The organism is Nonlabens sp. Ci31 (genome assembly GCF_012974865.1).
GTDB lineage: Bacteria > Bacteroidota > Bacteroidia > Flavobacteriales > Flavobacteriaceae > Nonlabens.
Window position 1 is genome coordinate 902,995 of sequence record NZ_CP043633.1, and the last position, 25,566, is coordinate 928,560.

A 25,566-nucleotide genomic window follows, 5' to 3' on the forward strand; every position below is an offset into this window, starting at 1 on the left:
TGCAAATATAACAATTCTCTTTACCCAGCATGATGTTTGCGTGCTCGATTGTAGTATAAGAAAACAGGGAATGATTAATTTTATTGTTTAATTACGTTTATCTTCTCCCCAAAGCAATTTTTCTTGTAGGGTATTGATAAAACTCTGACCTTTCAACTCAATGAGATCGATAGTGAAATCTGCTTTTTTAAGTGTGAGAACAGTTTCATTAGGAAACGAAGCAATGCGATTATCTAAGGAGGTAAGAAACTCTTCTTCTCTACCGCTCACTTTTATAACGATCTCTGTGTGGTCAGGAATTACTAAAGGCCTTGCATTAAGGTTGTGTGGAGCAATAGGGGTAATTACAAAAGCATCTGTATCTGGCGATATAACTGGACCACCACAACTGAGACTGTATCCTGTAGAACCTGTAGGTGTGGAAATAATTAATCCGTCTGCCCAGTAAACGGTTAACAACTCGTTATTGAGCTTGGTCTCAATCTGTATCATACTGGTGGTATTCATGCGACTAACAGTTACCTCGTTAAGTGCAAAGTTGTGTGGCGCTGAATGATTTTCTTCATGCTCAGATACCAGTGTGATCAAGGTACGCTTACTCAAAGTATAGGACCCATTACTTAAGGCTTCTACCGCTTCAGCAAGTTGATCTTTATGCAATGTCGCTAGAAAACCCAATCTTCCAGTATTGATTCCTATCACAGGAATATCCACATTTCCTATGTAAGCAACCGCTCTTAAAATAGTACCGTCCCCACCTATACTTATCAATATATCATAGGACTTATCCAGCTGATCAAAGGATTCTTGGTTTGAAGCTATATTATTTTGCTTCAAAAGATTGTGAAAATTAGACTCAATAAGTACTTCAGAGTTTTTAAGCTCTAAAAGAGTAATTAACTCCTTACAGGTATTGATCGTATCGTCGTGTAGATAACGACCGTATATAGCAACTTTTTTCATTTACATGTTCAAATATTTATTCAAATAATCTGATCGCTCTTTTAAGGTATCTAGGTAAGAGTCTTCTGCTGCTGCACTTACTATTTCATAATTATACCTTCTAAAAGTTTGAAGAACAGCATTTAGATTTTGCACACTTAATTTTAAAGTAATCTCAGATAAATGATCCTTGTAAGCACTTACAAAACATCCATAAATCTTTGAGTCATTAGACTCTACTATTTGAGCAACCTCACTAAAACTATAATCAGTAGATCCCTTTTGTAAAACAACCACAGCGCCTGGTTCATACATAAAAGGAGCATCGTTAAAAAACTCTATAATATCTTTAAGCTCATAGTAACCTAGGTACTCGTTATTCTGATCTAAAACAGGCATGATGTTGGACTGATTTTGAGCAAATGCAACTAAAACGTCTAGCCAGTGTGTGTCTTCATTTACGTGAAATGCTACGAAAGAATACTTAACAATCTCTAGACTTTGATCTGACTCAAAACAATGAGCATCATTTTCAGAAAAGCATCCTACATAAACCCCATCTTCTAAAATAGGAAGGTGCGAATAGGTGAGTTGAGAAAATATTTCTTGCGCTTTACACATTTGGGATTTTATGTCTAAAGGCTCTACATCATTAATAATATATTGATGAATGTTCATTGAAATCAATTTTATTGCAAATTAATCAATTCTTCACTTATGCGTCTGACAGAATCCTTTGTATTTTTGAAAATAAAATAAACTATGGCAATTTTAAGTGTAAATGTGAACAAAATAGCAACATTACGTAATTCTAGAGGTGGTGATGTGCCTAATTTAGTGAAAGTAGCCATTGATTTAGAACGTTTTGGTGCGCAAGGAATCACCATTCACCCTAGACCAGATGAACGTCATATTAGATATCAAGATGCTCGAGATCTTAAAAAAATGGTGCAAACTGAACTGAATATAGAAGGTAATCCTATTGAAAGTTTTATCAAATTAGTGGATGAAGTTCATCCTGCGCAAGTAACTCTAGTTCCCGATGGACCAGACGCACTTACTTCTAACGCGGGATGGGACACTATTAAACATCAAGATTTTCTTACAAAAATGGTAAAACATTTTAAAGACCAAGGTATACGCACCAGTATTTTTGTAGATCCTGTTATCGAGATGATAGAAGGGGCAGCAGGTACTGGAGTTGATCGCATTGAACTCTATACCGAAGATTATGCAAGAATGTACCCCAAAGACAAAGACGCAGCAATTGCTCCATACCTAATAGCAGCAACTAAAGCTACAGATTTGGGATTGGGAATTAACGCTGGTCATGATCTCTCTTTAGAAAATATTAAATTTTTTAAAGAACAAATTCCTAATTTAGTAGAGGTTTCTATAGGTCATGCTTTGATATCAGAAAGTCTTTACCTAGGCCTTGAAAATGTGGTCAACATGTATAAAGCAAAACTCGCATAATGCTACATTCCATAATTTTAGGAGAAGGACAGCCTTTTCTAATCCTCCATGGTTTTTTAGGAATGGCAGACAACTGGAAAACTCTTGGTACTAAATGGAGTGAAAACGGGTATCAAGTTCACCTCATTGATCAGCGCAATCATGGTCGCAGCTTGCAAAGCGATACATTTAGTTACGAGATCATGGCTGAAGATATCAAAGAATACTGTGACTCGCATAAGCTTCAAAACATCATACTTTTAGGTCACAGTATGGGTGGTAAAGTAGCGATGAAATTTGCTTCTCTCTATGAATCTTATCTCGATAAACTCATCATTGCAGACATCGCTCCTAAAGAATATGCACCACACCACAGCGATATCATCAACGGCCTGAGAAGTATAGACTTTGATGTCGTCAAATCTCGCAATGATGCCGATGAAATGTTAGGGAAGGTGATTCCTGATTTTGGCACTCGCCAGTTTCTACTGAAAAGCCTCTATCGAGTTGATGCAAATCGATACGGGTGGCGTTTTAATCTAGAAGTTCTAGGCGCAGCACAAGATAAAGTTGGGATTCAAGAACCTATTATTAAGCCAGTAAATACGCCCACTCTATTTATACGAGGTGGGAATTCTGGATATATTTTAGATAGTGATATGATGCTTATAGAGCACGCTTTCGCGAAAGCGGAATTAAAAACGATAAAAAGAGCTGGACACTGGCTTCATGCCGAAAAACCTCAAGAATTTTACTCTTATGTTGAGGATTTCTTAATATAAAGTTTATTATGCTTGCACAATAATAAACGAAAACGCTTGCGTAATATTAATTAAATATTAAATTTGACACATACAAATTTAACTTACCTTACAAACCTCTGATTATGAACAAAATAAAAGTTTTTGTTGTGCTTTGTTTGATATCTACTTTTGCCTTTGCAGGAGGATATCGTGTTAGTACACAAAGTAACAAGCAATTAGCAATGGGACATACTGGTGTTGCCGTTGTGAACAGTGCTGACGTACTATTCTTCAATCCTGCTGGAATTGTCCATTTGGAAAATAAATTGAATATAAGCGCTGGTGGATTTGGCGTTTTTTCTGATGTAAAATTTCAAAGTGAAGAATTTGGAACTTTTTCTGAAACTGATAGCCCTACCGGAACTCCAGTATATCTTTATGCTACTTACAAAGTAACAGAAGACTTTGCTGTAGGTTTAGGAGTTTATACTCCCTATGGTAGTAATGTTACATGGCCTACCGACTGGTCAGGTTCTCACTTAGTAAACGAGATTGAATTAAGTGCTATCTTTATACAGCCTACTTTATCTTATCAACTATTTGATAGTGTAAGTATAGGTGGTGGACCTATCCTAGCAATAGGTGGTGTTAACTTTAATAGAAATGCAAGTAGAACTCTTACTGATGAGGAAGGAGATCGTTCTAATATAGAGATTGATGATGCTGGCGTTACTGCTTGGGGTTGGTCTGCAGGACTTATGTTTACTCCAGACGATCATTTTACACTTGGTTTTAACTACAGGTCTTTGATCAATATTGAGAGTACAGAAGGAACAGCGACATTCGATAGTTTTCCAACTAGTTCATTAACTCCAGCAAATGGAGAAACAGGCTTTACAGCAACTTTACCTTTACCTGCTGAACTTACAGTAGGGGTGTCCTATAAGTGGGAGAAACTATTGCTTGCTTTTGATTACAACAGAACTATGTGGAGTGAGTACAACAGTCTGGACCTTGAGTTTGGTAACGGTGCTACCTCTATCAACCCAAGAAACTATAAAGACTCTTCTACTTGGAGATTAGGTGCTCAATACGCAGCAACTGAAAAACTAACCGTAAGAGCTGGATACTACTTTGATGAATCCCCAGTACAATCTGGCTATTTTGCTCCAGAAACACCACGTAACGATTCTGATGGTTACACGTTTGGTCTTTCTTACCAGGTAACTCCTAAATTATCTATCGATGGATCCATACTCTATCTTAAATTTCAAGAGATCACAGAATCTTATGACTTCTTCTCAGATACAGGTTCTCCTGTACCAGCTCCTTTTGAAGGAACTTACAAGTCGTCAGCATTTATAGCTGGTCTAGGTGTAACTTATAGCATGTAAAAAAATAAAATGATGAAAAACTTAAATATAAAATTAATCGCGCTTTTTATTGCAAGTGCTGCAATAATAAGTTGTGAGGAAGACTTTGACAACGATATCCAAGATGGTGGCGTTTACACTTCTGGAGAAGCTGACTTTTCTAAATACGTAACTGTAGGTAATTCTTTAACAGCCGGATATGCTGATGGAGCTCTTTACCTAAACGGTCAATTGAACTCGTATCCTAATATTATTGCTGGACAAATGCAATTTGCTGGCGGTGGAGAATTTAACCAACCCTTAGTAAATGACAATACGGGTGGTCTACTTGCCAATGGTGTTCAGATTTTACCAAATCGTTTGGTACTAGCTTCTGACGGTATGGGCGCTCCAGCTGGACCAGCTCGCTATACAGGTGCGGCTCCTACAACAGACATTATTAATAAAGTTACTGGGCCATTGAACAACTTTGGTGTACCTGGTGCAAGAGTCTTTCACCTTGCTGCTCCAGGATACGGATCTTTAGCCGGCGTAAGTACGGGTACGGCAAATCCATATTACACACGTTTTTCTAGCTCTGAAACTTCTACGGTAATAGGAGACGCAGCAGCAGCAAATGCTACGTTCTTTACCTTGTGGATAGGTAATAACGATATCCTTGGTTATGCAACCAGTGGTGGTGCAGGAGTTGATAATAACGAATTGAATATTGTAGACCCTGCGATGCAAGGAAACAATAGCATTACAAACAATTTAGTTTTCGGCGGAGTCTATCAGCAACTAGTTGCTGGCCTTACTGCAAATGGAGCTAAAGGGGCATTGGTAAATATTCCAGATGTAACTTCTATTCCTTACTTTACTACCGTTCCTCCAAACCCTATTCCTTTGGATGGTCCTACAGCTGCATTTGTGAATTCAAATTATGCACAATACAACGGTGGTTTACAACTTGCTGCAGCAAATGGCTTGATAACAGCTGCTGAAGCTGCTCAAAGAACCATTAACTTTAGTGCTGGACAAAACTTTGTAGTGATCGTAGATAATGACTTAACTGACATTTCTGCATCTCCTATTCCGTTACCTAATTGGAGACAGACGACCTCAAACGACCTTATCGTTTTTACAGCTGCAGGAGTTCTAGGTACACTAGCTGATCCCTCAAATCCAGCATCTATTATAGGGGTTGGTGTTCCAGTAGCAAATGAACTAGTTCTCACTACTACAGAGCAGGCCAGAGTTTCTAACGCACAACAATCTTATAACGCTACTATTGAAGCACTTGCTGCCGCAAATGGTCTTGCTTTTGTAGATGCTCGTGCTGCACTTGCTCAAGTGGCTACTACAGGGGTGCCGTTCAACGGTGGCGTATTAACTTCTACTTATGCTACCGGTGGTGGTTTCTCTCTTGACGGAGTGCACCCAACAGCTAGAGGTTATGCTTTTACTGCAAACGCGATTATTGATGCTGTCAATGCACAATATGGTGCTACCCTACCTAAAGTAGATATAGGAGCTTATTCAACTATTCAACTAAGTGATAGCGTTCAATAAATAGAACAAAATCTTATTTAAAAATCTGCTGGAGACTAGTTCTTCAGCAGATTTTTTATTTTTACCAAAACATCCAATTATGAAGTTCATTATAAAATTACTCATCACGGCTGCTTTAGTTATGGGGCTTTCTGAAATCTTGCCTGGTATAGAGACGACCGATTATGTGAGTGCCATTCTGGTGGCATTATCCCTTTCTGTTCTCAATTTTATAGTAAAACCTATTTTAGTGTTGCTTACGCTACCTATAACCATTGTCACATTAGGCCTGTTTTTATTAGTGATTAATGTGATCATTATCTATCTCGCTGACTGGTTAGTTGAAGGCTTTGAAGTAAATAGCGTATTCTGGGCGTTTGTTTTCTCATTACTTCTCGCTCTTGCTCGGTCTATTTTATTTAAAATATTAGATAAGGACCAACAGTAAAAAAAACCTTAAAAACAAACAATATTCTTAAAACATCCAACTTTCAACTGGAACGCTTTTCTACTCCAGAGGTGCTTTTACATCTTTACAAACGAGTGTAAAGCTTTCAAGTTATTACTTTAGGAAGGGATCTGTTTTAAAGCACGAACTGTACATTTCTCTCCTAGAGAAAAAAATTAATTCGTGTACCCATTAAATGAGGAGCTAAAAGTACTAGAACTTAAACACCAAGTTCAACCAAATTCTCTTGTCGCCTTATAAAGATTATCAAAGTGGGTGAATAGGAGGGCCTATAAATAAATAAACACTTTGATAACTAGTAAATAAAGCCTAATTTTGCATCCCAATTTTAACAGCACATAAAAGTCTTTCAATGAACATTAAACGTACTGACATTGACGCGCTTAACGCGACACTTACACTAGATATTACTAAATCAGATTATCAAGAACAAGTAGATAAGATCTTAGCAAACCACCGCAAGACCGCAAATATTCCAGGTTTTAGAAAAGGACAGGTTCCTGTAAGCCTTATCAATAAGAAATACCGTATTCCCGTGCTAGTAGAAGAGATCAATAAAATGATCCAAGCACAACTTAATGAATACATTACTAAAGAAAACTTGAATCTATTGGGTAATCCATTACCAAAAGCTCAAGAAGACGTCAACTGGGAAGAGGATGACTTCACATTTGAGTTTGAATTAGGTTTTGCTCCAGAATTTGACGTAGATGTAAAAGGTAAAAAAGCCATTACACAATATGAAATTAAAACAGACGATAAAACAATCAACGACCAAGTCGATCGCGTACGTGAAAACTACGGTAAGTTAATTGCTAAAAAAGAAGTTGCTGAAAGAAATGAAATCACTGGAGTTTTCAAAAATGAAGACGAAGAGATTCAAGCAGATGCTACTTTCTCTACTGTAAAAATCAAAGGAAAAAGCAATCTTAAGAAGTTTGTAGGGGCTAAAGTTGGAGACACTTTAGAACTGAAAACAAAAGGTCTTTTTGCCGATGATCATGATTTAGTAACTTTACTCAAAGTGGAGGAAGAAAAAGCAAAAGGACTTGATATTCCCGTAACTTTTGAAATCACTGAAGTCAATGAGCGTGAGAAAGCAGAATTGAATCAAGAATTCTACGATAAGCTTTTCGGCCCAGGTGTTATCAAAAGCGAAGATGAATTAAGAGAGAAATTACGTGAAGATGCTGCACAGCAATTTGGTCAACAAACAGATCAGAAGCTACTGACTGATATTACGGAAGCTCTTATTGCCAACACAAAATTTGACTTACCAGCAGACTTCTTGACCAGATGGATCGCTAACAATGGTGAGAACGAATTCACCGCAGAAGAGGCGGCAGAAGAGTACAAGCGTTCTGAGAAAGGATTGAGATACCAGTTAATTGAGTCTACTATTGTTAAAAACAACGAAGAGTTACAACTTAAGTTTGAAGATCTACAAGAATATTCTCGTACCATGATACGCGCACAAATGGCACAATACGGTCATATGGACGCTACTGATGAAGAAGTAGACCAAGTGGTTGCACGCATCATGAGTAATCAAGACGAAGTAAAACGCATGAGTGAGCAACTTCAAAACGAGAAAATGTTGAAGTTTTTCAAAGAAAACGCAAAACTAAAAAAGAAAGAATTGACTTACGAAGACTTCATTAAAGAAGCCTACGACGCATAATTCAATCCTGTCAATAATTAATATACTTAGGCGTTGACTATTTTATCACTTAGTTAACGCCTTTTTTATTCAATACGCAGTAATATTACCACATGGATATATCTAAAGAATTTGAGAAATTTGCCGTAAAAGATCAAGGAGTAAATCCTATGTATTACGATAAAATAATGGGTAGTATGTACCCAACTAACCTGACTCCTAACATCATTGAAGAGCGCCAAATGAACGTGGTTGCTATGGACGTGTTTTCCCGTTTAATGATGGACCGTATTATTTTTATGGGTCAAGGCGTTAACGATCAAGTAGCAAACATTATACAAGCGCAATTGCTTTTCTTAGAAAGTGCAGATGCTAATAAAGACATACAGATCTACATCAACTCTCCAGGAGGCAGCGTTTATGCAGGACTTGGAATTTATGACACCATGCAGTTTATAAAACCAGACGTAGCTACTATTTGCACCGGTATGGCTGCAAGTATGGGTGCTGTTTTATTATGTGCTGGTGCTGCAGGAAAGCGTAGTGCTTTACCACACAGTCGTGTCATGATTCACCAAGTTTCTAGTGGCGCACAAGGTCAGGCAAGTGATATTGAAATTACTGCTCGTGAAGTAGTGAAATTGAGAGAAGAATTGTACACCATTATTGCAAAACACTCCGGTCAGACTTATGAAAAAGTAAATGAAGACTCCGATCGTGATTACTGGATGAAATCAGATGAGGCTAAGGAGTACGGAATGATAGATGAGGTCTTAAGAAGAGAATAAGGCAGTTTAAGGTAAAAGATTATTTGTTGTAGTTCCGCTTTTTATTTTCTTAGAAAATAAAAGTTCATACTGAACTTGACTCCGTGCGAAAACAGAATCAAAACCCACTTGACCGCTTGAATTAACACAGTGTGATTCTTTCCAATATTACAGGAGAAGAGTCGCTGTCTAAAAGACACAGAACATCGTGTCAAAAATAAAAATATGAGTAAAGAACAATTAGAATGTAGTTTTTGTGGCCGTAATAAATCAGAGACCAATCTGCTTATTGCTGGACTAGACGCACATATTTGTGATCGTTGTATCGAGCAGGCTCATGGAATAGTTCTCGAAGATACTACGGTTGATAAACCTGGTGTTACTAATGCAGAATTAGAGCTCAGAAAACCCAAAGCGATAAAAACCTTCCTTGATGAATACATTATAGGTCAAGATTTTACCAAGAAGGTAATGTCAGTAGCCGTTTATAATCATTACAAAAGACTCTTACAAAAAGATACGGATGACGATGTAGAGATACAGAAGTCCAATATCATGATGGTAGGGCAAACAGGAACTGGTAAAACACTTATCGCAAAGACCATTGCGAGAATGTTGAATGTGCCTCTTGCTATTGTAGATGCCACCGTACTGACTGAGGCTGGTTATGTAGGAGAAGACGTAGAAAGCATCCTAACAAGGTTGCTACAAGCTGCAGATTATGACCTCGAAAAAGCACAAACTGGGATCGTTTTTATAGATGAAGTAGATAAAATTGCTCGCAAAAGCGATAACCCATCCATTACTAGAGATGTATCTGGAGAAGGCGTGCAGCAAGGTTTATTAAAATTACTCGAAGGAACTGTAGTAAACGTACCGCCCAAAGGTGGGCGCAAGCATCCCGATCAAAAATTTATAGAGGTAAATACAGAGAACATCTTGTTTATCGCTGGTGGCGCTTTTGACGGTATCGAGAAAGTGATTCAAAAACGCATGAATATGCAAGCAGTAGGTTTTAGCGCGAGTATGTCTAACGATGGTGTGATAGAAAAAGATAATTTACTCCAATACATCATTCCTAAGGACATCAAAGATTATGGGATGATTCCAGAAATCATAGGCCGTTTACCTGTATTGACCTATATGGATCCTCTAGATGCCAAAACACTAAGAGCGATTCTTACAGAGCCTAAAAACGCCATCATCAAGCAATATAAAAAGCTTTTTGAAATGGACGATATAGCGTTCACCATAACAGATGAAGCGCTTACTTTTATTGTTGAAAGAGCTATAGAATATAAATTAGGTGCTCGTGGTTTGAGATCACTTTGTGAAGCGATCCTTACAGATGCCATGTTTGATATGCCCGGAGGCGATGAGAATAAACTAGAAGTAGGTAAAGACTATGCCGAGTCAAAATTGAACAAAAACGCGATTCAAAAATTGAAGGCGGTGAGTTAGTACAGTTGTTTTTCCTATATCAAAAATCCCTGACAAATGTAATTTGTCAGGGATTTTTATTTCAAGTTTATAGTCACTTCTACCTTACTTGAATTCACCTATTCGCCTAGAACTTGATTTTTATACCCTTTTGCTTTTACAATGAATTCTAGAAAAGCTCCCTTTTTAAAGTATAATTTGTAACATCCCTTGTGATCGGTTTCTAATTGCTTCATCTGACATCCTTCATAACTTTGATCTGGACTACCCCAAAAATACTAGCATAGAACTTGAACTACTGCGTTAGAAATGGGCTTGTCAGACTCCTGATCCAAAACTTTTCCCATAAGCTCGATATTATTTATATCCTGAATTCAAGTATCAAAAGCACAACCTATGAAAATCATTGCAACGAATAATAGGATTAAATAGCTAGTTGCTTTCATTAACATCAAAAATATTATATAATCTACCTAATTTAAAACAATCATCTTAAATTGCACACGTTAAATAAGCCAGTGAAAAAACACCTTTTACATATTCTTATAGTTCTAGCAATAGCTATCACGTTGGTACAATGTGCCAAACGTGGCTCGCCTACTGGTGGACCGATAGACGAGAAGCCGCCAATAATTTTACGGGCTTATCCTGATAACTATACCAGAAATTTTAAGAATCAGATTATTGAGATTCAATTTGACGAATTTGTAACACTGAAAGATTTGCAAAAACAACTGGTGATCTCACCACCTTTAAAGACACGACCTATTATTACTCCTCAAGGAAGTCCTGCAAAAAAAATCACCATTCAGATAACAGATACCTTGATGGACAACACCACTTATGTACTCAACTTCGGTCAGAGTATTGTGGATAATAATGAAGGAAATGCATATCCGTTTTATAAATATGTGTTCAGTACTGGAAAAGTGATCGATTCCTTAACCTTAAAAGGTAAAATAACCGACGCACTAGAGTTTGAAGCAGAAGAATTTGTCAACGTATTGCTTTACGAATTCGATGAGAAATATACCGACAGCATTATTTATAAAGAATCACCTAGATACGTGCTCAATACTTTAGATAGTCTAAGTACGTTCACGATGGAAAACCTCAAAGAAGGAACTTATAAAATGGTTGCCTTAAAGGAAGAAAATAGCGACTTAAGGTTTGACCCTTTAAGAGATAAAATGGGTTTTGTATCAGAAACAATTAAGGTTCCTAGCGATGAGGTTTATGAACTTAAAATGTACCAACAGGAACTTGATCCTAGCATTAAGAAAATCACTCAAGAAGCTGAGTCTAGACTCTACATAGGTTATACCGGTAATGTGGAAAACCTAAAAATCACCTCAGTAGACAAGAGCTTGATTGCGCAAAGCCGACTGACCCAATTGGATAAAGCAGATACCTTGCAATATTGGTATCGACCGGCTTTAAAACAAGATTCCTTGATGCTTTCTAGCGTTTTAAACGAAGAAGTACAGGAATTCAAGGTTCGCTTAAAAGAGCTTAAAAAAGACAGTTTAACGCTGAGAAAGGAAAACGATTTCTCCTTAAGAAATCCAGCTCGTTTTACTGCTTCTACTCCTATGGAGAAAATTGATACCAGCTTTATAAAGCTTATCGATAAAGACAGCTTACAACTGTCCTTTACTACCAGACTGGACCGCCTTAAAAACAGAGGTATCATCGATTTTGAAAGAAAGGAAGAACAGAAATACAACCTTCGACTTTTTCCAGGTGCGGTAACTGATTTCTACGGAGAAAAAAACTCTGACACCTTGAGTTATACCTTTAGCACAGTAAAATCGACACAATTAGGTAATTTTAGCATCACTCTTAAAGGCGGCAGTTCTTTTCCTGTGATCATTCAAGTCACTAAAAAAGACCTCAGCATAGAAGCCCAAGTATCGGCAAGTGAAAATGGAACTTATGATATCTTTTATCTCAATCCTGGAGAATATTATATAAGAGTGATTTATGACACTAACGCTAACGGAAAATACGACCCAGGTAATTTTTTAAAAGGCATACAACCTGAAGAGGTGGTTTACAATCCCGAATTGATCAAATTACAAGCCAACTGGGATAGAAAATATACGCTTAATTTAAAGTAAACTCATCGCGATCTTCTAGGAAAGGCAATTTAGATCGGTTGTGCTCTATTTCAGACTTGTGGATTTCTACAGTTTCAATTCCTTCTGTTTCCCATGGATGAGTAAGTAATTCATGACCTAGCACATTATAAATTTGTGAATGACCGTTATAATCCATTCCAGTTCCATCAGTCCCTACACGGTTGACTCCTATGGCATAACTCATGTTTTCAATCGCTCGTGCTTTTAAAAGCGCATCCCAAGCATTGATCCTTGGCACGGGCCAGTTAGCTACATAAATAACCACATCATAGTCTTGCGTATTTCTAGCAAAAACAGGGAAACGTAAGTCATAACAAATCTGCAGGTTAAATTTCCAGCCTAAATACGCTGCTATTACAGGTTGTTCTCCACGTTGATACACCTTGTGTTCTCCTGCTAGAGTAAACGTATGCCTTTTATCATAAATAGCAGAAGAGCCGTCAGGACGCATAAAAACACCGCGATTTACAAAATGATCTGCCTCCTGAAACATTACGCTTCCATAAATAGCAAAGCCTCCTTTGATACAATGATCTTTTAAATAATCCAAAATACCAGAGTCGCAGGCAAGACCTTTCGGTTTCATAGAAAAACCGGTAGTAAACATTTCTGGAAGTACGACCAGATCACTTTTCCCATAAAGAGTTTCCAACTTTTCTGAAAAACGATCTAAATTTTCTTTAGGGTCTTCCCAGGCTAAAGAGCTCTGTATTAATGAAATTTTTAAGTTGTTTTTTTTCATGGGATTGATTTATTGAACAATAGGCAAGTTGGTTTTTCGCATGCGCAAAACCTAAGTAAGCAGTAGAATAATTATTGATCACTTTTCCCTCTATAATTAGAAGTTTTACCAAAACTGTATACAAAATAAGTAAAAGTCAAAATAAAAATTACTACACTGGATACACTAAGTTCCTCTTCGAATAAAAGGGAAACGCCGATATATAAAATTGTCAAAATAGCGACAATGCGCATGGTCCAGCTGTTGCTTGTAAATCTGAATATACTTTTCATAAAAAATTATATCGTTTTACTGCCTACTCACATTTCATTTTGTACTGCAAATAATAAAACAAACCTGCCTGCTATATACTCATCTAAGAGTTCATAATATCCTCAATCTCTTCCACTTCAATAGGTATGTCTCTCATCAAATTAAATGGAGCGCCACTGTTATTGATCACTAAGTCATCTTCTAGTCTGATACCAAAACCTTCCTCAGGTATGTAAATCCCTGGTTCGACCGTAAAGACATTTCCTGCCTGCATTGGTTCCCATAGAACCCCATAGTCGTGCGTGTCCAAACCGATGTGGTGTGAGGTACCGTGCATGAAATATTTTTTATAAGCTGGCCAGTTTGGATCTTCGTTTTGAACATCAGCTTTATCGATAAGGCCTAATTCTAACAATTCTCTAGTCATGATTTTACCTACCTGAATGTGGTACTCTTTCCATAAGGTTCCAGGTACCAACATTTTAGTCGCTTCATTTTTTACTTTTAGAACAGCGTTGTATACCTGTTTTTGTCTTTCTGTAAAACGGCCGTTAACAGGAATTGTTCTGGTCATGTCGCTGGAATAGTTAGCATACTGTGCACCAGCGTCAATCAACATCAGATCACCACTCTTACATTCTTGGTTGTTTTCTATATAATGCAACACATTTGCATTATTACCGCTAGCAATGATAGGTGTGTAAGAAAATCCATCACTACGTCTTCTGATAAACTCATGCAAAAACTCCGCTTCTACCTCATATTCCATAACACCAGGCTCTACAAAATTCAACACACGGCGGAACGCTGCGTTGGTAATATCACAGGCCTTTTGCATCACATCAATCTCGATTTGGTCTTTTACCGCTCGCAGTCGTTGAAGAATCGGAGCTGACTTTGCATAATTATGTGCTGGGAATTGAGCTTTAGTTTTTTTGATGAATCGGTCCTCACGAGTTTCTAACTCAACGGCCTGACGGTAATGCTCATTAGTATTGAAATAAATGCTGTCGCATTGCGTCATCATTTCAAAAAACTTTTTGTCAAAATCACTCAACCAGTAAACGGTCTTAATACCCGTAACTTCCGTCGCTTTTGCTTTAGTGAGTTTCTCTCCCTCCCAAACGGCTATATGTGAATTTGTTTCTGTCACAAAAAGCACTTCTCTATGCGCAGGATCTGGACATTCTGGAAACAACAATAAAATAGTATGCTCCTGATCTGCCCCACTTAGATAAAAGATATCTCTGTTTTGAGAAAAAGGTAAGGTACTGTCTGCTCCTGTTGTAAAAACATCATTGGAATTAAAAACGGCAAGACTAGACGGCTTCATTTTGGCCATAAAGTTCTTTCGGTTTTTGATAAAAAGATTCGGATTTATAGGATGGTATTTCATTATAAGGTCTGTAATTAGGTTTAAACAATGGCTGGAGACCGCTTTTGAACTGAATCAAATTCAGCATATACTTCTATTTTCTTAAAAAAACGGAAAACGGACTTACCGCGAGCAGCAAGGTAAGAATAGACCAGTAGATAGCAAAGAAAACTAGAACTGATTAACAGTAAAAATAGACCGTCATAACCAAAGACTCCCTATTAAGAACGCTTTTTTTTCTTGCGATTCTTCATAAAAGTAACCACTAATAATAGCACGATTAAAAGGGTAAAACCGATGATAAAATATCTTGCAGTTTCCATAGGTATTTGATTTTGGTTGTTGTTATAAATTTATACTTTTTTCACCAATAAAAAAAGCAGTCGAAATAATGAGATCGAAAACGGCTCGAGACAAAACCAAAACAAATAGTTAACCTGTTACATCTTGAAACGATTAGAATTGTTATTTGTGCTAAATGTACTTACAATTGTAAAGGCGTTGTGATGTGCTAATTCGAAGTAGAAAACAAATGGCCCAAAAGCATAGCACACTACCAAAAGTATGTGGCAAATTGATAAGCTTAAAAGCATTACTCCACATAAACACCACTTTCAGGTTTTGAAAATGTCATTTTATCCATATTTGCAGCGTCTTTATCTACTTTTGTAAAAATTCTTGCTTTTCCAGCAGATTCTATCGGTTTGTTATTTTTAATCTTACACCAAGTGATCTCTTCAGGAATTAATAAACCATTTACTTCTTGCCATTTGTTGTATTTGACAAAGCTGTATTGACTAGATGTGCCATCCTTTCCATAAGTAACTCCGTAAGCAAGCCATTCCATTTTCTTAGCTTCAGGATGGTAATATAAAATATGAGTATCGTCTGGAGTGTCTCCTATATTTGCTTCATAGCCTATCTTAATTCCTGGATAAGTAATACCACCCATATCTAGTGAATTCGCTTCATTATAAACAATTCCATCGTCTGCTAATAAAAAAAGCATCGCATAGAAATAGAACATCTAATTGTGATAAAATCGTGCTCTTGCTTCTGGAAATTAAGAACTGCCCTGAGCGGTCCGTACTTTTCCATACTAAAAACCTATGGTATGCGTGGGTGCTTTTATTATAATATCTCTAGTTTTAAGATCTGTAACTGTTTCTTGATCGTCCATCACGTAAGTCATACTTTTCATTTCAGACCATTTTTGAAGACCGCCATGGGCCGTTAGAACATCTTTTAATCCATCTAGATATTGAGGTAGATCTACCAGTTCTTTTTCCGCTTTCATTTCTTCATCAGTAAAAGCAGCTTCTGTATTTTCGTTTTTGCAAGACAATATCAAGGTCATGGCAAATATGGCTGGTATTGTTTTTTTTATGTGCTAATATTATAAAAATGGTGTCCCATTTCTGTTACAGTAGTGGTAAAGTCAGTTTTCTTATAGCGTGACTTCTCATAAGGGTAGAATTAATTCTACCCTTATGGAAAAAGAAAGTTAAAGCCTTGGGTTGATTTCTAGACGGTCTTTACTTTCAACCTTCAAATTCAATATTCTAGGTCAGGTTAAGCCTCAAAGTCCTTATCTTTAAACACGAAAATAAAAAACGTATCATGAAGAAAATTCTTTCTTTTCTATTTATCAGCTCCTTTATTATATCCTTTGCTCAGAACCCTGCGCCAACAACTGCCGTTGAGATTCAAAATAGCTTGGAAAAAATGGAGCAAATGGCCTCCTCCTCTCCATTTAAAAACTTAGAATTCAAAAATATAGGACCTACAGTAATGTCTGGTCGTGTTGTAGACGTAGATATAAATCCAGCCGACCCTACCGAAATGCTCGTTGCTTATGCCAGCGGTGGATTATGGTACTCTAATAATAATGGAACCAGCTTTACTCCTATTATGGATAATGCGGGTACGATTAATCTTGGTGATATTGCCGTAGACTGGAATTCTAAAACGATCTGGGCAGGAACTGGAGAGAATAATTCTAGTCGCAGTAGTTATGCTGGAATAGGTTTATTGAAATCAACAGACTGGGGGGAAACCTGGAGCCAACCTATGCTAACCGACTCTCATCATATAGGTCGTATTTTAATCGACCCAAGAAACACTGATCATGTAGTCGTTGCCGTAACTGGACCTTTATACTCTAAGAGTCAAGCACGAGGAATATATACCACAGATAATGGTGGTAAAAGCTGGAGAAAACGATTAGTGACTGGAGAATCAGCTGGCGTTATTGATCTTGCTGCTGCACCAGAGAATTTTGATATCATGTATGCTGCCAGTTGGGAGAAAGACCGTAAAGCATGGAATTTTGATGGAAATGGAGCTGCCAGTGCGATTTATAAAAGTACTGACGCAGGACAAACCTGGACTAAAATAACCACAGAAGAAAGTGGCTTTCCTGTTGGAACTGGTGTGGGACGTATAGGTCTTGCCGTGTATGATGCTAACACGGTTTATGCGATTCACGATTCTCAATTTAGAAGGCCTAAAGAAAGTTTAGATGCTAAAAAAGCGGGCAATCAAGACCTTTCTAAAGACGATTTTAAATCCATGTCCAAAGATAATTTTCTTCAACTGGACGATAAAAAACTCAATACCTTCTTAAAACAAAACGGTTTTCAAGAAAAGTATCGTGCACAAAACGTAAAAAATATGGTACGTGCTGGAGATGCCACTCCTCTAGATGTAGCAAAATATCTGGAAAATGCCAATACACAACTTTTTGATACCCCCGTAAAAGGGGCAGAGCTCTACCGTTCTAACGATGGTGGAAAAACATGGAATAAAACTCACGAAGGACAAATAGATGGCGTATTCTACAGCTACGGTTACTACTTTGCTCAAGTAAGAGTAGATCCTAGCGATGTCAATCATGTTTACGCTATGGGTGTGCCTATTATCAAATCTGACGATGGTGGTAAAAACTGGAGCAGCATCTCTAAAGAAAATGTACATGCAGATCATCATGCTTTATGGATCAATCCAAACAAACGCGGTCACATAATCAACGGTAATGATGGCGGCCTCAACATTTCTTATGATGATGGTGAGACCTGGATCAAAAACAACTCCCCTAGCGTAGGACAGTTTTATGCGATCAATTACGATATGGAACAACCATACCGTGTCTATGGTGGCTTACAAGATAACGGTGTTTGGGTAGGTGCTCACAATGCAAGAGAAAACAGAGCCTGGCATCAACAAGGACAGTATCCATGGGAAACTATAATGGGTGGTGACGGAATGCAAATTCAAATTGATTCTAGAAATAGCGATATCGTTTATACGGGATACCAATTTGGTAATTATTACAGAATTGATCGTGAAAAAGAAAAGCAGACTTATATACAGCCTAAACATGAACTGGGAGAATCTCCTTATCGCTTCAACTGGCAAACTCCTATTCTATTGAGCTCGCACAATCAAGATATCCTTTATCTAGGTGGAAATAAATTACACCGTTCCATGAATCAAGGTGATGACTGGACAGCCATATCTCCAGACCTTACTCAAGGTGAGAAAGAAGGAAATGTAGCTTACGGAACACTGACTTCCATCAGTGAATCTCCATTTCAATTTGGTTTAATTTATACAGGTTCTGATGATGGGTTGGTTCAAATTTCCAAAGATAGCGGTGCGAGCTGGAACTCTATCCAAGGTGACTGGCCGGCTAACTTATGGGTAAGCCGTGTAGTAGCTTCTCAACATAAAAAGGAACGTGTTTATGTCAGCCTTAACGGTTATAGATTTGACGATTTTACCACCTATGTTTATAAAAGTGATGATTATGGTCAGACTTGGACTTCCATAGGAAACACCATTCCTACATCGCCAGTAAATGTGATCATCGAGCATCCTAAAAAAGAGAATATCCTTTTTGTGGGAACAGATAATGCGAGCTATATCAGTACCAATACAGGAACCACTTGGGATCTATTGAATAATGGAATGCCACCAGTTGCCGTTCACGATATGAAAATACAGCCCGTTGCAAATGATATATTGATCGGGACGCATGGAAGATCTATTTATACGACCAACTTAGATGCTCTTGAATTGTTAAATGTAAGTAGCAGAGAAGAGTTTATTAAACCAAATTCAGAGATTGCTTTCAAAATGACAAAAGTTGATAAAATGAGAGCTTCCTCCAGATATGGATCACAAGGTTTTATGTGGAGTGGGGGACCAGAACCTAAAGTAAAACTTACCTATTACGCACCAATGGCAGGAAAAGTAAAAATAGAAGTCCTTAATGCAGAAGGAAAAACGATCTATGAAAACGGAATGACAGCAAGTGTGGGTCTTAATTTTTACACTTATGATGGTACGCTAGGCGACTATGCTTTAAAGAGGTTTAACAAAGAAAACAGACCTGAAAAAGCAGAAAACGGGAAGTATTACCTGCCTATAGGAACTTATTCTATCCAATTAACTGGTAATTCTGGAAGTGTTGCACAGGAATTAATCGTAGAGTAAACTATGAAGAACTGCCTTCTCCTTATTGCTGCTGTTACCATTATGATCAGTTGTGTGGAGGAAAATAGACCTCTAACCGATACATTTATTATGAAAACGACCATACAGCTGGAAAACGAACAGGTCTCCATTGATCTTTCAAAACCATTAGACATCAGTCTTGCGGTACAACATAATGCTGGCGTAGGTGCCTGGTACATCGACCAGCCTCAAATCAACTATGTGGAAGTAGATGGTTATGTGGGGAATGTAAAATTGGGCGGCTCGACTAATTTTAACGACCTTAATTTTAATCCGCATAGTCATGGGACGCATACCGAGTGTATAGGTCATATTACTGAGGAATTCCACAGTGTAAATGATGCGCTGGACAACACTTTTTTTAAAGCCCAATTGATAAGTATCACTCCACAAGAATTAAATGGCGATCTGGTGATTAATGAATCCGTTACTGCCCCTTTAAAAGCTGGAATAAATGCTGTGATCTTGCGTACGATGCCTAATCTTGAGAATAAGAAAACTAAGAATTATTCCAACAGCAATCCGCCGTATGTAGATGCTGGATTGATGTTTCGCTTTCGCGAAAGCGGTATTCAACACCTTCTAATAGACCTACCGAGCGTAGATAAAGAGAAAGACAATGGTGCACTACTGGCTCATAAAGAATTCTGGAATTATAAGGGGGAGCACCGACTTGACGCCACCATTACAGAACTGATTTATGTTCCTGACCACATAAAAGACGGTCTCTATATGATGGACCTTCAAGTAGCTCCTATAGAAAATGATGCTGCACCTTCACGACCTATTCTGTACGAGATATTGTAAATTTGTTTTATGGATGTATTATTTTTTCTGGGACTGGCATTAGGAGCCGTCGCATCATTTTTCATATTCAAACTGTTTTTTAAAGGCGGTAAAAAAGAGAATACTCGCGAGCAAAGTGTGGTTCTTATGGAAAAGATACGCTCGGTATGCAAATTCATAACAGTGGAAGGAGATTTTTCTGAAATCTACCATTACAAAAATGTAAAAAACAAGATTGCTAACTTTCTCTTAGGTAAAAAGAAGGCGATTATTTTGATCAAAGCAAAAGCTCCTATAGGTTTTGACCTGACTAAAATCGAAATGGATAGCGATCCAGAAAAGAAGACTATACATCTTAAAAATTTCCCGCAGCCACAAATTCTAAGTATAGCAACAGACTTTAGCTATTACGATAAGTCTGAAGGATGGACCAACGACTTTACCAGTGACGACCTTACCGAAGTAACGCGCAATGCCAAGCAACACATTATTGATAAGATTCCTGAAAGCGGCCTTATGGATCAGGCCAAAAAAGAAGCTATACAAGCTATTAAAATGATGGAAGGACTTGCTGCTACTATAGGATGGACCCTTGACTACAACGACTTAATTCTCCATGAAACTTTAGAAAGTAAAAAGCTGGATTCTTAATGGAAATAGACGAACTTAGAGATTATTGCCTTTCAAAAAAAGGAGTGACAGAAGAGTTCCCTTTTGATGAAGTGACTTTGGTTTTTAAGGTGATGAATAAAATGTTTTGTCTCGCAGGGCTTGAAAAGTGGGAACGTGGAGAAAAAACCATTAATTTAAAATGCAACCCAGAAAAAGCTATAGAACTCCGAGAGCAATACGATGGAACCGTAATTGGTGGTTTTCATTCTAATAAAAAACATTGGAATACCATTTATACAGATCGAGATATGCCCCGAGAAAAATTACAACATTGGATCAATCACAGTTACGATCTTGTCGTCTCCAAGCTGACGCGTAAGGATAAAGAAATTTTAAAAAACCTCTAAGAAAAGACGATAAACCCGAGATCCCTAAAATGGTATTTTATAGACTTGAATAGATTTAATTATAGAATGGTGACTATCCAACTCGCTCAACAGGCATTTTAAAATGCTACATCCAATAACAAATAAAAAAAAACTCTTGGAATCAAAACTCCACTCCTTTTATAACGAGCGTATTGCTCAATTCACCGATTCCAGCAATCGATTACAAAATCAATTGCGACTTTCGAGTACGATTAGGTTTCTGGTATTTATTGCTGGTGCGGCAGCTATCTACTTCCTTTTTGATTATTGGCAATACGCCATTCTAACTGGATTTGTATTTTTTGGGATATTTCTTTTTCTAGTTTCTAGACATGAAAACCTCAAACGCAAACGTGATTTTCAAATCGGCTTAAGGGATATTAATGCTAAGGAATTACAAATTTTAGATCGAGATTATCAAGGTTTCCGGTCTGGTAAAGAATTTCTGGCCGATGACCATGAGTACAATCGTGATATTGATCTTTTTGGAACAGGCTCTATATTCCAGTACTTAAATAGGAGTGTTACTAAAGATGGTGTGATCTCGCTTGCGCAAAAACTCAATAGCAATGACATCAACGACATTGAAAAAAAACAAGAAGCGGTAAAAGAGCTGGCGGGTAAAGTTGACTTCAGACAAGAGTTTTGGGCAACAGCCACTTTGCTCGATCAAGATCGCGATCCTAAATCCATGTTGCGTTGGGTTAAAAACTACGAAGCTTTTGTACCCAAAGTATTCTCTTGGTTATGCTGGTTGTGGCTGGCATTGAGTATAGCAACCTTTGCACTTTATTTCTATGATTTGGTTTCTGGTTACATTCCATCTGCTGTCTTTTTTGTCGGCTTAGGGATTACCGGGCAATATATAAAAAGAATCACTGCTTTTTCTGCCAACATCAGCAGTCTCGAATTGTTTTTTAGTCAGTACAGTCAGTTGGTTTTAGCTATTGAACAAGAGAATTTTGAGAGTGAATTGCTCGTTGAATTAAAATCACAAATCACGACTGATGGCGCTCCAGCTTCAGAACGTTTTCACAAGCTGGCCCGAACAATAGGAAGGCTGGATCAAAGAAATAACATGCTTTTTGGTGTGCTTGCAAACGGTTTAGGTCTTTGGGATTTAAAGCAAGTGTATACCATTGAACAGTGGTTACAAGAAAATGCCTTGCATATGGAGCACTGGTTACAAGCTGCAGCAAAAGTTGATGCGATGAGCTCGCTAGGTAATTTTGCCTACAACCATCCTAATTATAGCTATCCTACTATTGTAGAAGGAAGTTTCCAGTTAAAAGCTACCCAAGCACATCATCCATTATTGGACCCTAAAAAGTCTATAGGAAATGACATCGACATTTCTTCTGGTGAGTTCTTTATCATTACTGGGGCTAACATGGCTGGGAAAAGTACGTTTTTAAGGACCATATCCATGAAAATAGTGCTGTCTAACGCAGGTTTACCGGTTTGCGCACAAGAAGTCACTTATAGTCCTATAAAACTGATTACAAGCATGAGAACTAGCGACTCGTTAACTGATGATGAGTCCTACTTTTTTAGCGAGTTAAAACGTCTCAAATACATGGTAGATAAAATAGAAACCGATCGGTATTTTATAGTTCTTGATGAAATTCTTAAGGGAACAAACAGCCAGGATAAAGCTAACGGTTCTCGTAAACTGATGGAGAAGCTCTCCAGAAAACATGCGACAGGAATCATTGCTACACACGATCTGAGTCTTACCGAAGTGGCTGATGAATACAACAGTATTTCCAACTACTTTTTTGATGCCGACATTACTAATGACGAGCTGACATTTGATTACAAATTCAAAGATGGCGTCGCTACTAATATGAACGCGAGTTTCTTATTGAGGAAAATGGGGATAGTGGATAATTAGGGATTAGTGAGTTAGTGAGTTAGTGAGTTAGTGAGTTAGTGAGTTAGTGAGTTAGTGAGTTAGTGAGTTAGTGAAAAATATGTTTTTAATTTTAAAACAACCTATTATTCCTTTATCAATTTTAATATGTGATTTGAAACATCACTTTGCAAATTCAAAAAATACATTCCTAAAGATAAGGTAGAAATATTCAGTTGTTGATCGCTAGATAAATTTCCTGAAAGCACTTCTTGCCAAGCTATATTATAAATAGAATAGGAACTAAAATTCTCATCACCGTTAACCTGCACCCTACCCTGTGCTGGATTAGGAGAAATACTTGCTTTTGATTTTTCAAAACTATCATTGCTTAATGGCACGCCATTGCAATCTGTTTTGGCAAGTCGCGCAAACCAGAAATCACTGTCCCCACCAGAATTGGTAATTACAGGAACGTTAGGATCATTGTTAAAAAGCGAACTCGTCACATATCCACCTACTATATAATTACCAAAATTATCTACAGCAAGAGCAGTGACCTCATCATTAAAACCAAAAGGTCTTTCTACATCTTCTATAGCAATAACACTACCTGTATTCTTATTAAAACAAACCACGACTGGGTCTTGTGCGTTGCTAAGTAAGGGTCTATTAAAACTAACACCATCCCAATTATTCGCATTGCCCATAGAACCACCCATAGCTCCCTCATAACCATTGACCACAAGAGCGTATCCTGTGGAAATACCTCTGGTGGAGTAAAATGCATTAGATCCCCATTGTAGCGTACCGTTTGAATTTAATTTTTGAGTTACACACTTAGCATCTATTTTATATCTTTATGATAAATTGGTTTAGCTATTACCATTCTTTCTATTGTTTTATGGAATATGCTCTGTTTGGATTGAGATCGATTAATTCTAAAACAGAATTCGTCAAAGTAGCTTTGCACATGCCATTTACTAACATGGGTAGGTATTGCTCTCAACCAAGATTTTAACTGCATAATTACAACATGTAGTTCTTTAAAATTACTTCCGTTATTACTTAGCTTCTGCTCTATATCATAATTCTTTTTAAGTGGAGCATAACCTCTCCATTTATCGGTAACTATTTTTGCAGAGGGATCTATATGTTCTTCAAATATTGGAGTTAGTGATTTAGCTGAGTAATCATCTATAGACTTCACATAAACTCTTTTGATTTTATGTTCGGCGCTCAGTTCTACCGCTATCACTGCTTTTTTCTTTTTTGAATCGTAACTTCTACCTTGCTTGCCTTGTTCTTTTCCCCCTACGGTAAATTCATCTACATGAACTATTTCGGTTAGAGGATATTTTTAACTGCTTTTCATTGCCTTTTTAACTTTCTGCATGAAATACCAAGCGGTACCTTGACGGATATCAAATCGCTTTCCCATTTGAACACTGGAAACACTCTTGGTACTAGTACTCCTTTCAAACACAACGCAGAATGCCTTTTGCAAACCAAATTTAACCTTATGAAACAAGGTATTTGCCGTGGCGCTTTCAACGTGATTGCAACTGTAACAATGATATCTATAACCAGATTTTTCACAGCCCTTAGTGTGACCACATTTTGTACATGTAAAACCATCCTGCCATTTTATTTTTGCTAAATATGCTTTACAAGCATCATCATCTGGCAGTTCTTTAACAAAACTCAGTATATTTTGACCTTTAAATACTTCCATAACCCGTGTTATTAATGATAACAAGATATGGAAACTATATGACTAACTCAATTATTTTTAATTTGCATACACTATCAACATGGGTATTTATACCCATGTTGATAGTGTATTTAATCAATACTTTTATAGATATAAAACTATCCTCTCAACAAACTAATCTTATTAAACAGATCGTAGATCACAATCCCTGCACAAACAGAGATGTTTAAACTATGTTTGGTACCAAACTGGTCTAATTCTATGACTTCTTTACACGAGTCTACCACTTCTTGCTGGACGCCTTTTACCTCGTTACCTAAAACGATGGCTACTTTCTGACCCTTTCCTGGTGTAAAATTATACAGGTTTTGAGAACGCTCTGCTTGTTCTATTGCACAAGTCGTATAGCCTTGTATATGGAGTTTGTTTACTACATCAATCGTGTGCTCTGCGTATTCCCAATTTATAGTTTCTGTGGCGCCTAGTGCCGTTTTTCTAATGTCTTTGTGTGGTGGTTGTGCGGTAATACCGCATAAATAGATTTTCTCGACACGATACGCATCTGCACTACGGAAAATGGAACCTATATTATTTAAACTCCGAACATTATCCAGCACAATGACTAATGGTGTTTTATCACTTTCTTTAAAACCTTCGGTAGTCAGGCGGTCCAGTTCTTCGTTTAGGAGTTTTCTCATGTCACAAATGTATGAAGATGTTATTTCATTCTACATTATTTTACGGAGTTGGGAGGATGGTGTTTGTTT

The 25,566-nt window shown here is 37.4% G+C and carries 23 protein-coding genes and 1 pseudogene; 14 read left to right on the forward strand and 10 right to left on the reverse strand.

What is annotated here, in order from left to right:
* Positions 1–87: 87 nt before the first annotated feature.
* Positions 88–963: an NAD kinase gene (locus tag F0365_RS04075; RefSeq protein ID WP_169932521.1), complete on the reverse strand. Its 876-nt coding sequence runs from the start codon at positions 961–963 to the stop codon at positions 88–90.
* Positions 964–1,620, reverse strand: coding sequence for a CBS domain-containing protein (locus F0365_RS04080; RefSeq protein ID WP_169932522.1), 657 nt, complete (start codon positions 1,618–1,620; stop codon positions 964–966).
* 84 nt (positions 1,621–1,704) lie between these two features.
* Between F0365_RS04080 and F0365_RS04085 the strand changes: the two genes are divergently transcribed.
* From F0365_RS04085 to F0365_RS04125, 9 genes are all read left to right on the forward strand, one after another.
* A complete protein-coding gene (locus tag F0365_RS04085) occupies positions 1,705–2,418 on the forward strand; it encodes a pyridoxine 5'-phosphate synthase (protein ID WP_169932523.1) in 714 nt (237 codons plus the stop codon).
* Entirely contained in the window at positions 2,418–3,179 is a 762-nt protein-coding gene (locus tag F0365_RS04090) for an alpha/beta fold hydrolase (RefSeq protein WP_169932524.1), read from the forward strand. Before F0365_RS04085 ends, F0365_RS04090 begins: the two co-directional genes overlap by 1 nt.
* A 104-nt stretch (positions 3,180–3,283) precedes the next feature.
* Positions 3,284–4,534, forward strand: a complete 1,251-nt coding sequence (locus F0365_RS04095; RefSeq protein WP_169932525.1) for an OmpP1/FadL family transporter — start codon at positions 3,284–3,286, stop codon at positions 4,532–4,534.
* Between the two features lie 9 nt (positions 4,535–4,543).
* Positions 4,544–6,064 (forward strand): G-D-S-L family lipolytic protein, encoded by a 1,521-nt coding sequence (locus tag F0365_RS04100; protein WP_317169839.1) that lies wholly within the window; start codon positions 4,544–4,546, stop codon positions 6,062–6,064.
* Between the two features lie 79 nt (positions 6,065–6,143).
* Positions 6,144–6,491 carry a phage holin family protein gene (locus F0365_RS04105; RefSeq protein ID WP_169932526.1) on the forward strand — a complete coding sequence of 116 codons (348 nt, stop codon included), beginning with the start codon at positions 6,144–6,146 and terminating at the stop codon, positions 6,489–6,491.
* A 373-nt stretch (positions 6,492–6,864) separates the two neighbouring features.
* On the forward strand, positions 6,865–8,193 hold the full coding sequence (gene tig, locus F0365_RS04110) for a trigger factor (protein ID WP_169932527.1): 1,329 nt from the start codon (positions 6,865–6,867) through the stop codon (positions 8,191–8,193).
* A 92-nt stretch (positions 8,194–8,285) separates the two neighbouring features.
* Positions 8,286–8,960 carry an ATP-dependent Clp endopeptidase proteolytic subunit ClpP gene (gene clpP, locus F0365_RS04115; protein WP_169932528.1) on the forward strand — a complete coding sequence of 225 codons (675 nt, stop codon included), beginning with the start codon at positions 8,286–8,288 and terminating at the stop codon, positions 8,958–8,960.
* Between the two features lie 204 nt (positions 8,961–9,164).
* Positions 9,165–10,400, forward strand: coding sequence for an ATP-dependent Clp protease ATP-binding subunit ClpX (gene clpX, locus F0365_RS04120; RefSeq protein ID WP_169932529.1), 1,236 nt, complete (start codon positions 9,165–9,167; stop codon positions 10,398–10,400).
* 497 nt (positions 10,401–10,897) lie between these two features.
* Positions 10,898–12,499, forward strand: coding sequence for an Ig-like domain-containing protein (locus tag F0365_RS04125; protein WP_169932530.1), 1,602 nt, complete (start codon positions 10,898–10,900; stop codon positions 12,497–12,499).
* Here F0365_RS04125 and F0365_RS04130 read toward each other — a convergent pair.
* The 5 genes from F0365_RS04130 to F0365_RS04145 form a co-directional block, all read right to left on the reverse strand.
* The gene (locus F0365_RS04130) at positions 12,486–13,262 is read right to left on the reverse strand and encodes a nitrilase family protein (protein WP_169932531.1); all 777 of its coding nucleotides are present in this window, start codon (positions 13,260–13,262) and stop codon (positions 12,486–12,488) included. The genes F0365_RS04125 and F0365_RS04130 overlap by 14 nt on opposite strands.
* Positions 13,263–13,617: 355 nt before the next feature.
* On the reverse strand, positions 13,618–14,910 hold the full coding sequence (locus tag F0365_RS04135) for an aminopeptidase P family protein (protein WP_169932532.1): 1,293 nt from the start codon (positions 14,908–14,910) through the stop codon (positions 13,618–13,620).
* 200 nt (positions 14,911–15,110) lie between these two features.
* The gene (locus F0365_RS16770; RefSeq protein ID WP_410505473.1) at positions 15,111–15,212 is read right to left on the reverse strand and encodes a GGIII-like transmembrane region-containing protein; all 102 of its coding nucleotides are present in this window, start codon (positions 15,210–15,212) and stop codon (positions 15,111–15,113) included.
* 269 nt (positions 15,213–15,481) lie between these two features.
* On the reverse strand, positions 15,482–15,898 hold the full coding sequence (locus F0365_RS04140; protein WP_169932533.1) for a hypothetical protein: 417 nt from the start codon (positions 15,896–15,898) through the stop codon (positions 15,482–15,484).
* Between the two features lie 90 nt (positions 15,899–15,988).
* Positions 15,989–16,246: a hypothetical protein gene (locus F0365_RS04145; RefSeq protein WP_169932534.1), complete on the reverse strand. Its 258-nt coding sequence runs from the start codon at positions 16,244–16,246 to the stop codon at positions 15,989–15,991.
* A gap of 263 nt (positions 16,247–16,509) precedes the next feature.
* On the opposite strand from F0365_RS04145, the gene F0365_RS04150 reads away from it, so the two are divergent.
* The 5 genes from F0365_RS04150 (at position 16,510) to F0365_RS04170 (ending at position 23,127) form a co-directional block, all read left to right on the forward strand.
* On the forward strand, positions 16,510–19,386 hold the full coding sequence (locus F0365_RS04150) for a WD40/YVTN/BNR-like repeat-containing protein (protein WP_169932535.1): 2,877 nt from the start codon (positions 16,510–16,512) through the stop codon (positions 19,384–19,386).
* 3 nt (positions 19,387–19,389) lie between these two features.
* Positions 19,390–20,214: a cyclase family protein gene (locus tag F0365_RS04155; RefSeq protein WP_169932536.1), complete on the forward strand. Its 825-nt coding sequence runs from the start codon at positions 19,390–19,392 to the stop codon at positions 20,212–20,214.
* 9 nt (positions 20,215–20,223) lie between these two features.
* Entirely contained in the window at positions 20,224–20,844 is a 621-nt protein-coding gene (locus F0365_RS04160; RefSeq protein WP_169932537.1) for a DUF4230 domain-containing protein, read from the forward strand.
* Positions 20,844–21,212, forward strand: coding sequence for an MmcQ/YjbR family DNA-binding protein (locus F0365_RS04165; protein WP_169932538.1), 369 nt, complete (start codon positions 20,844–20,846; stop codon positions 21,210–21,212). The genes F0365_RS04160 and F0365_RS04165 overlap by 1 nt, the downstream gene beginning before the upstream one ends.
* Before the next feature lie 136 nt (positions 21,213–21,348).
* Positions 21,349–23,127 carry a MutS-related protein gene (locus tag F0365_RS04170; RefSeq protein WP_169932539.1) on the forward strand — a complete coding sequence of 593 codons (1,779 nt, stop codon included), beginning with the start codon at positions 21,349–21,351 and terminating at the stop codon, positions 23,125–23,127.
* 104 nt (positions 23,128–23,231) lie between these two features.
* Here the strand turns inward: F0365_RS04170 and F0365_RS04175 are convergent, their stop codons facing one another.
* From F0365_RS04175 to F0365_RS04185, 3 genes and pseudogenes are all read right to left on the reverse strand, one after another.
* Positions 23,232–23,831, reverse strand: coding sequence for a T9SS type A sorting domain-containing protein (locus tag F0365_RS04175; protein ID WP_169932540.1), 600 nt, complete (start codon positions 23,829–23,831; stop codon positions 23,232–23,234).
* Between the two features lie 101 nt (positions 23,832–23,932).
* Positions 23,933–24,820: pseudogene (locus F0365_RS04180) on the reverse strand (IS1595 family transposase).
* A gap of 137 nt (positions 24,821–24,957) precedes the next feature.
* Positions 24,958–25,497 (reverse strand): RNA methyltransferase, encoded by a 540-nt coding sequence (locus tag F0365_RS04185; RefSeq protein ID WP_169932541.1) that lies wholly within the window; start codon positions 25,495–25,497, stop codon positions 24,958–24,960.
* Positions 25,498–25,566 lie beyond the last annotated feature (69 nt).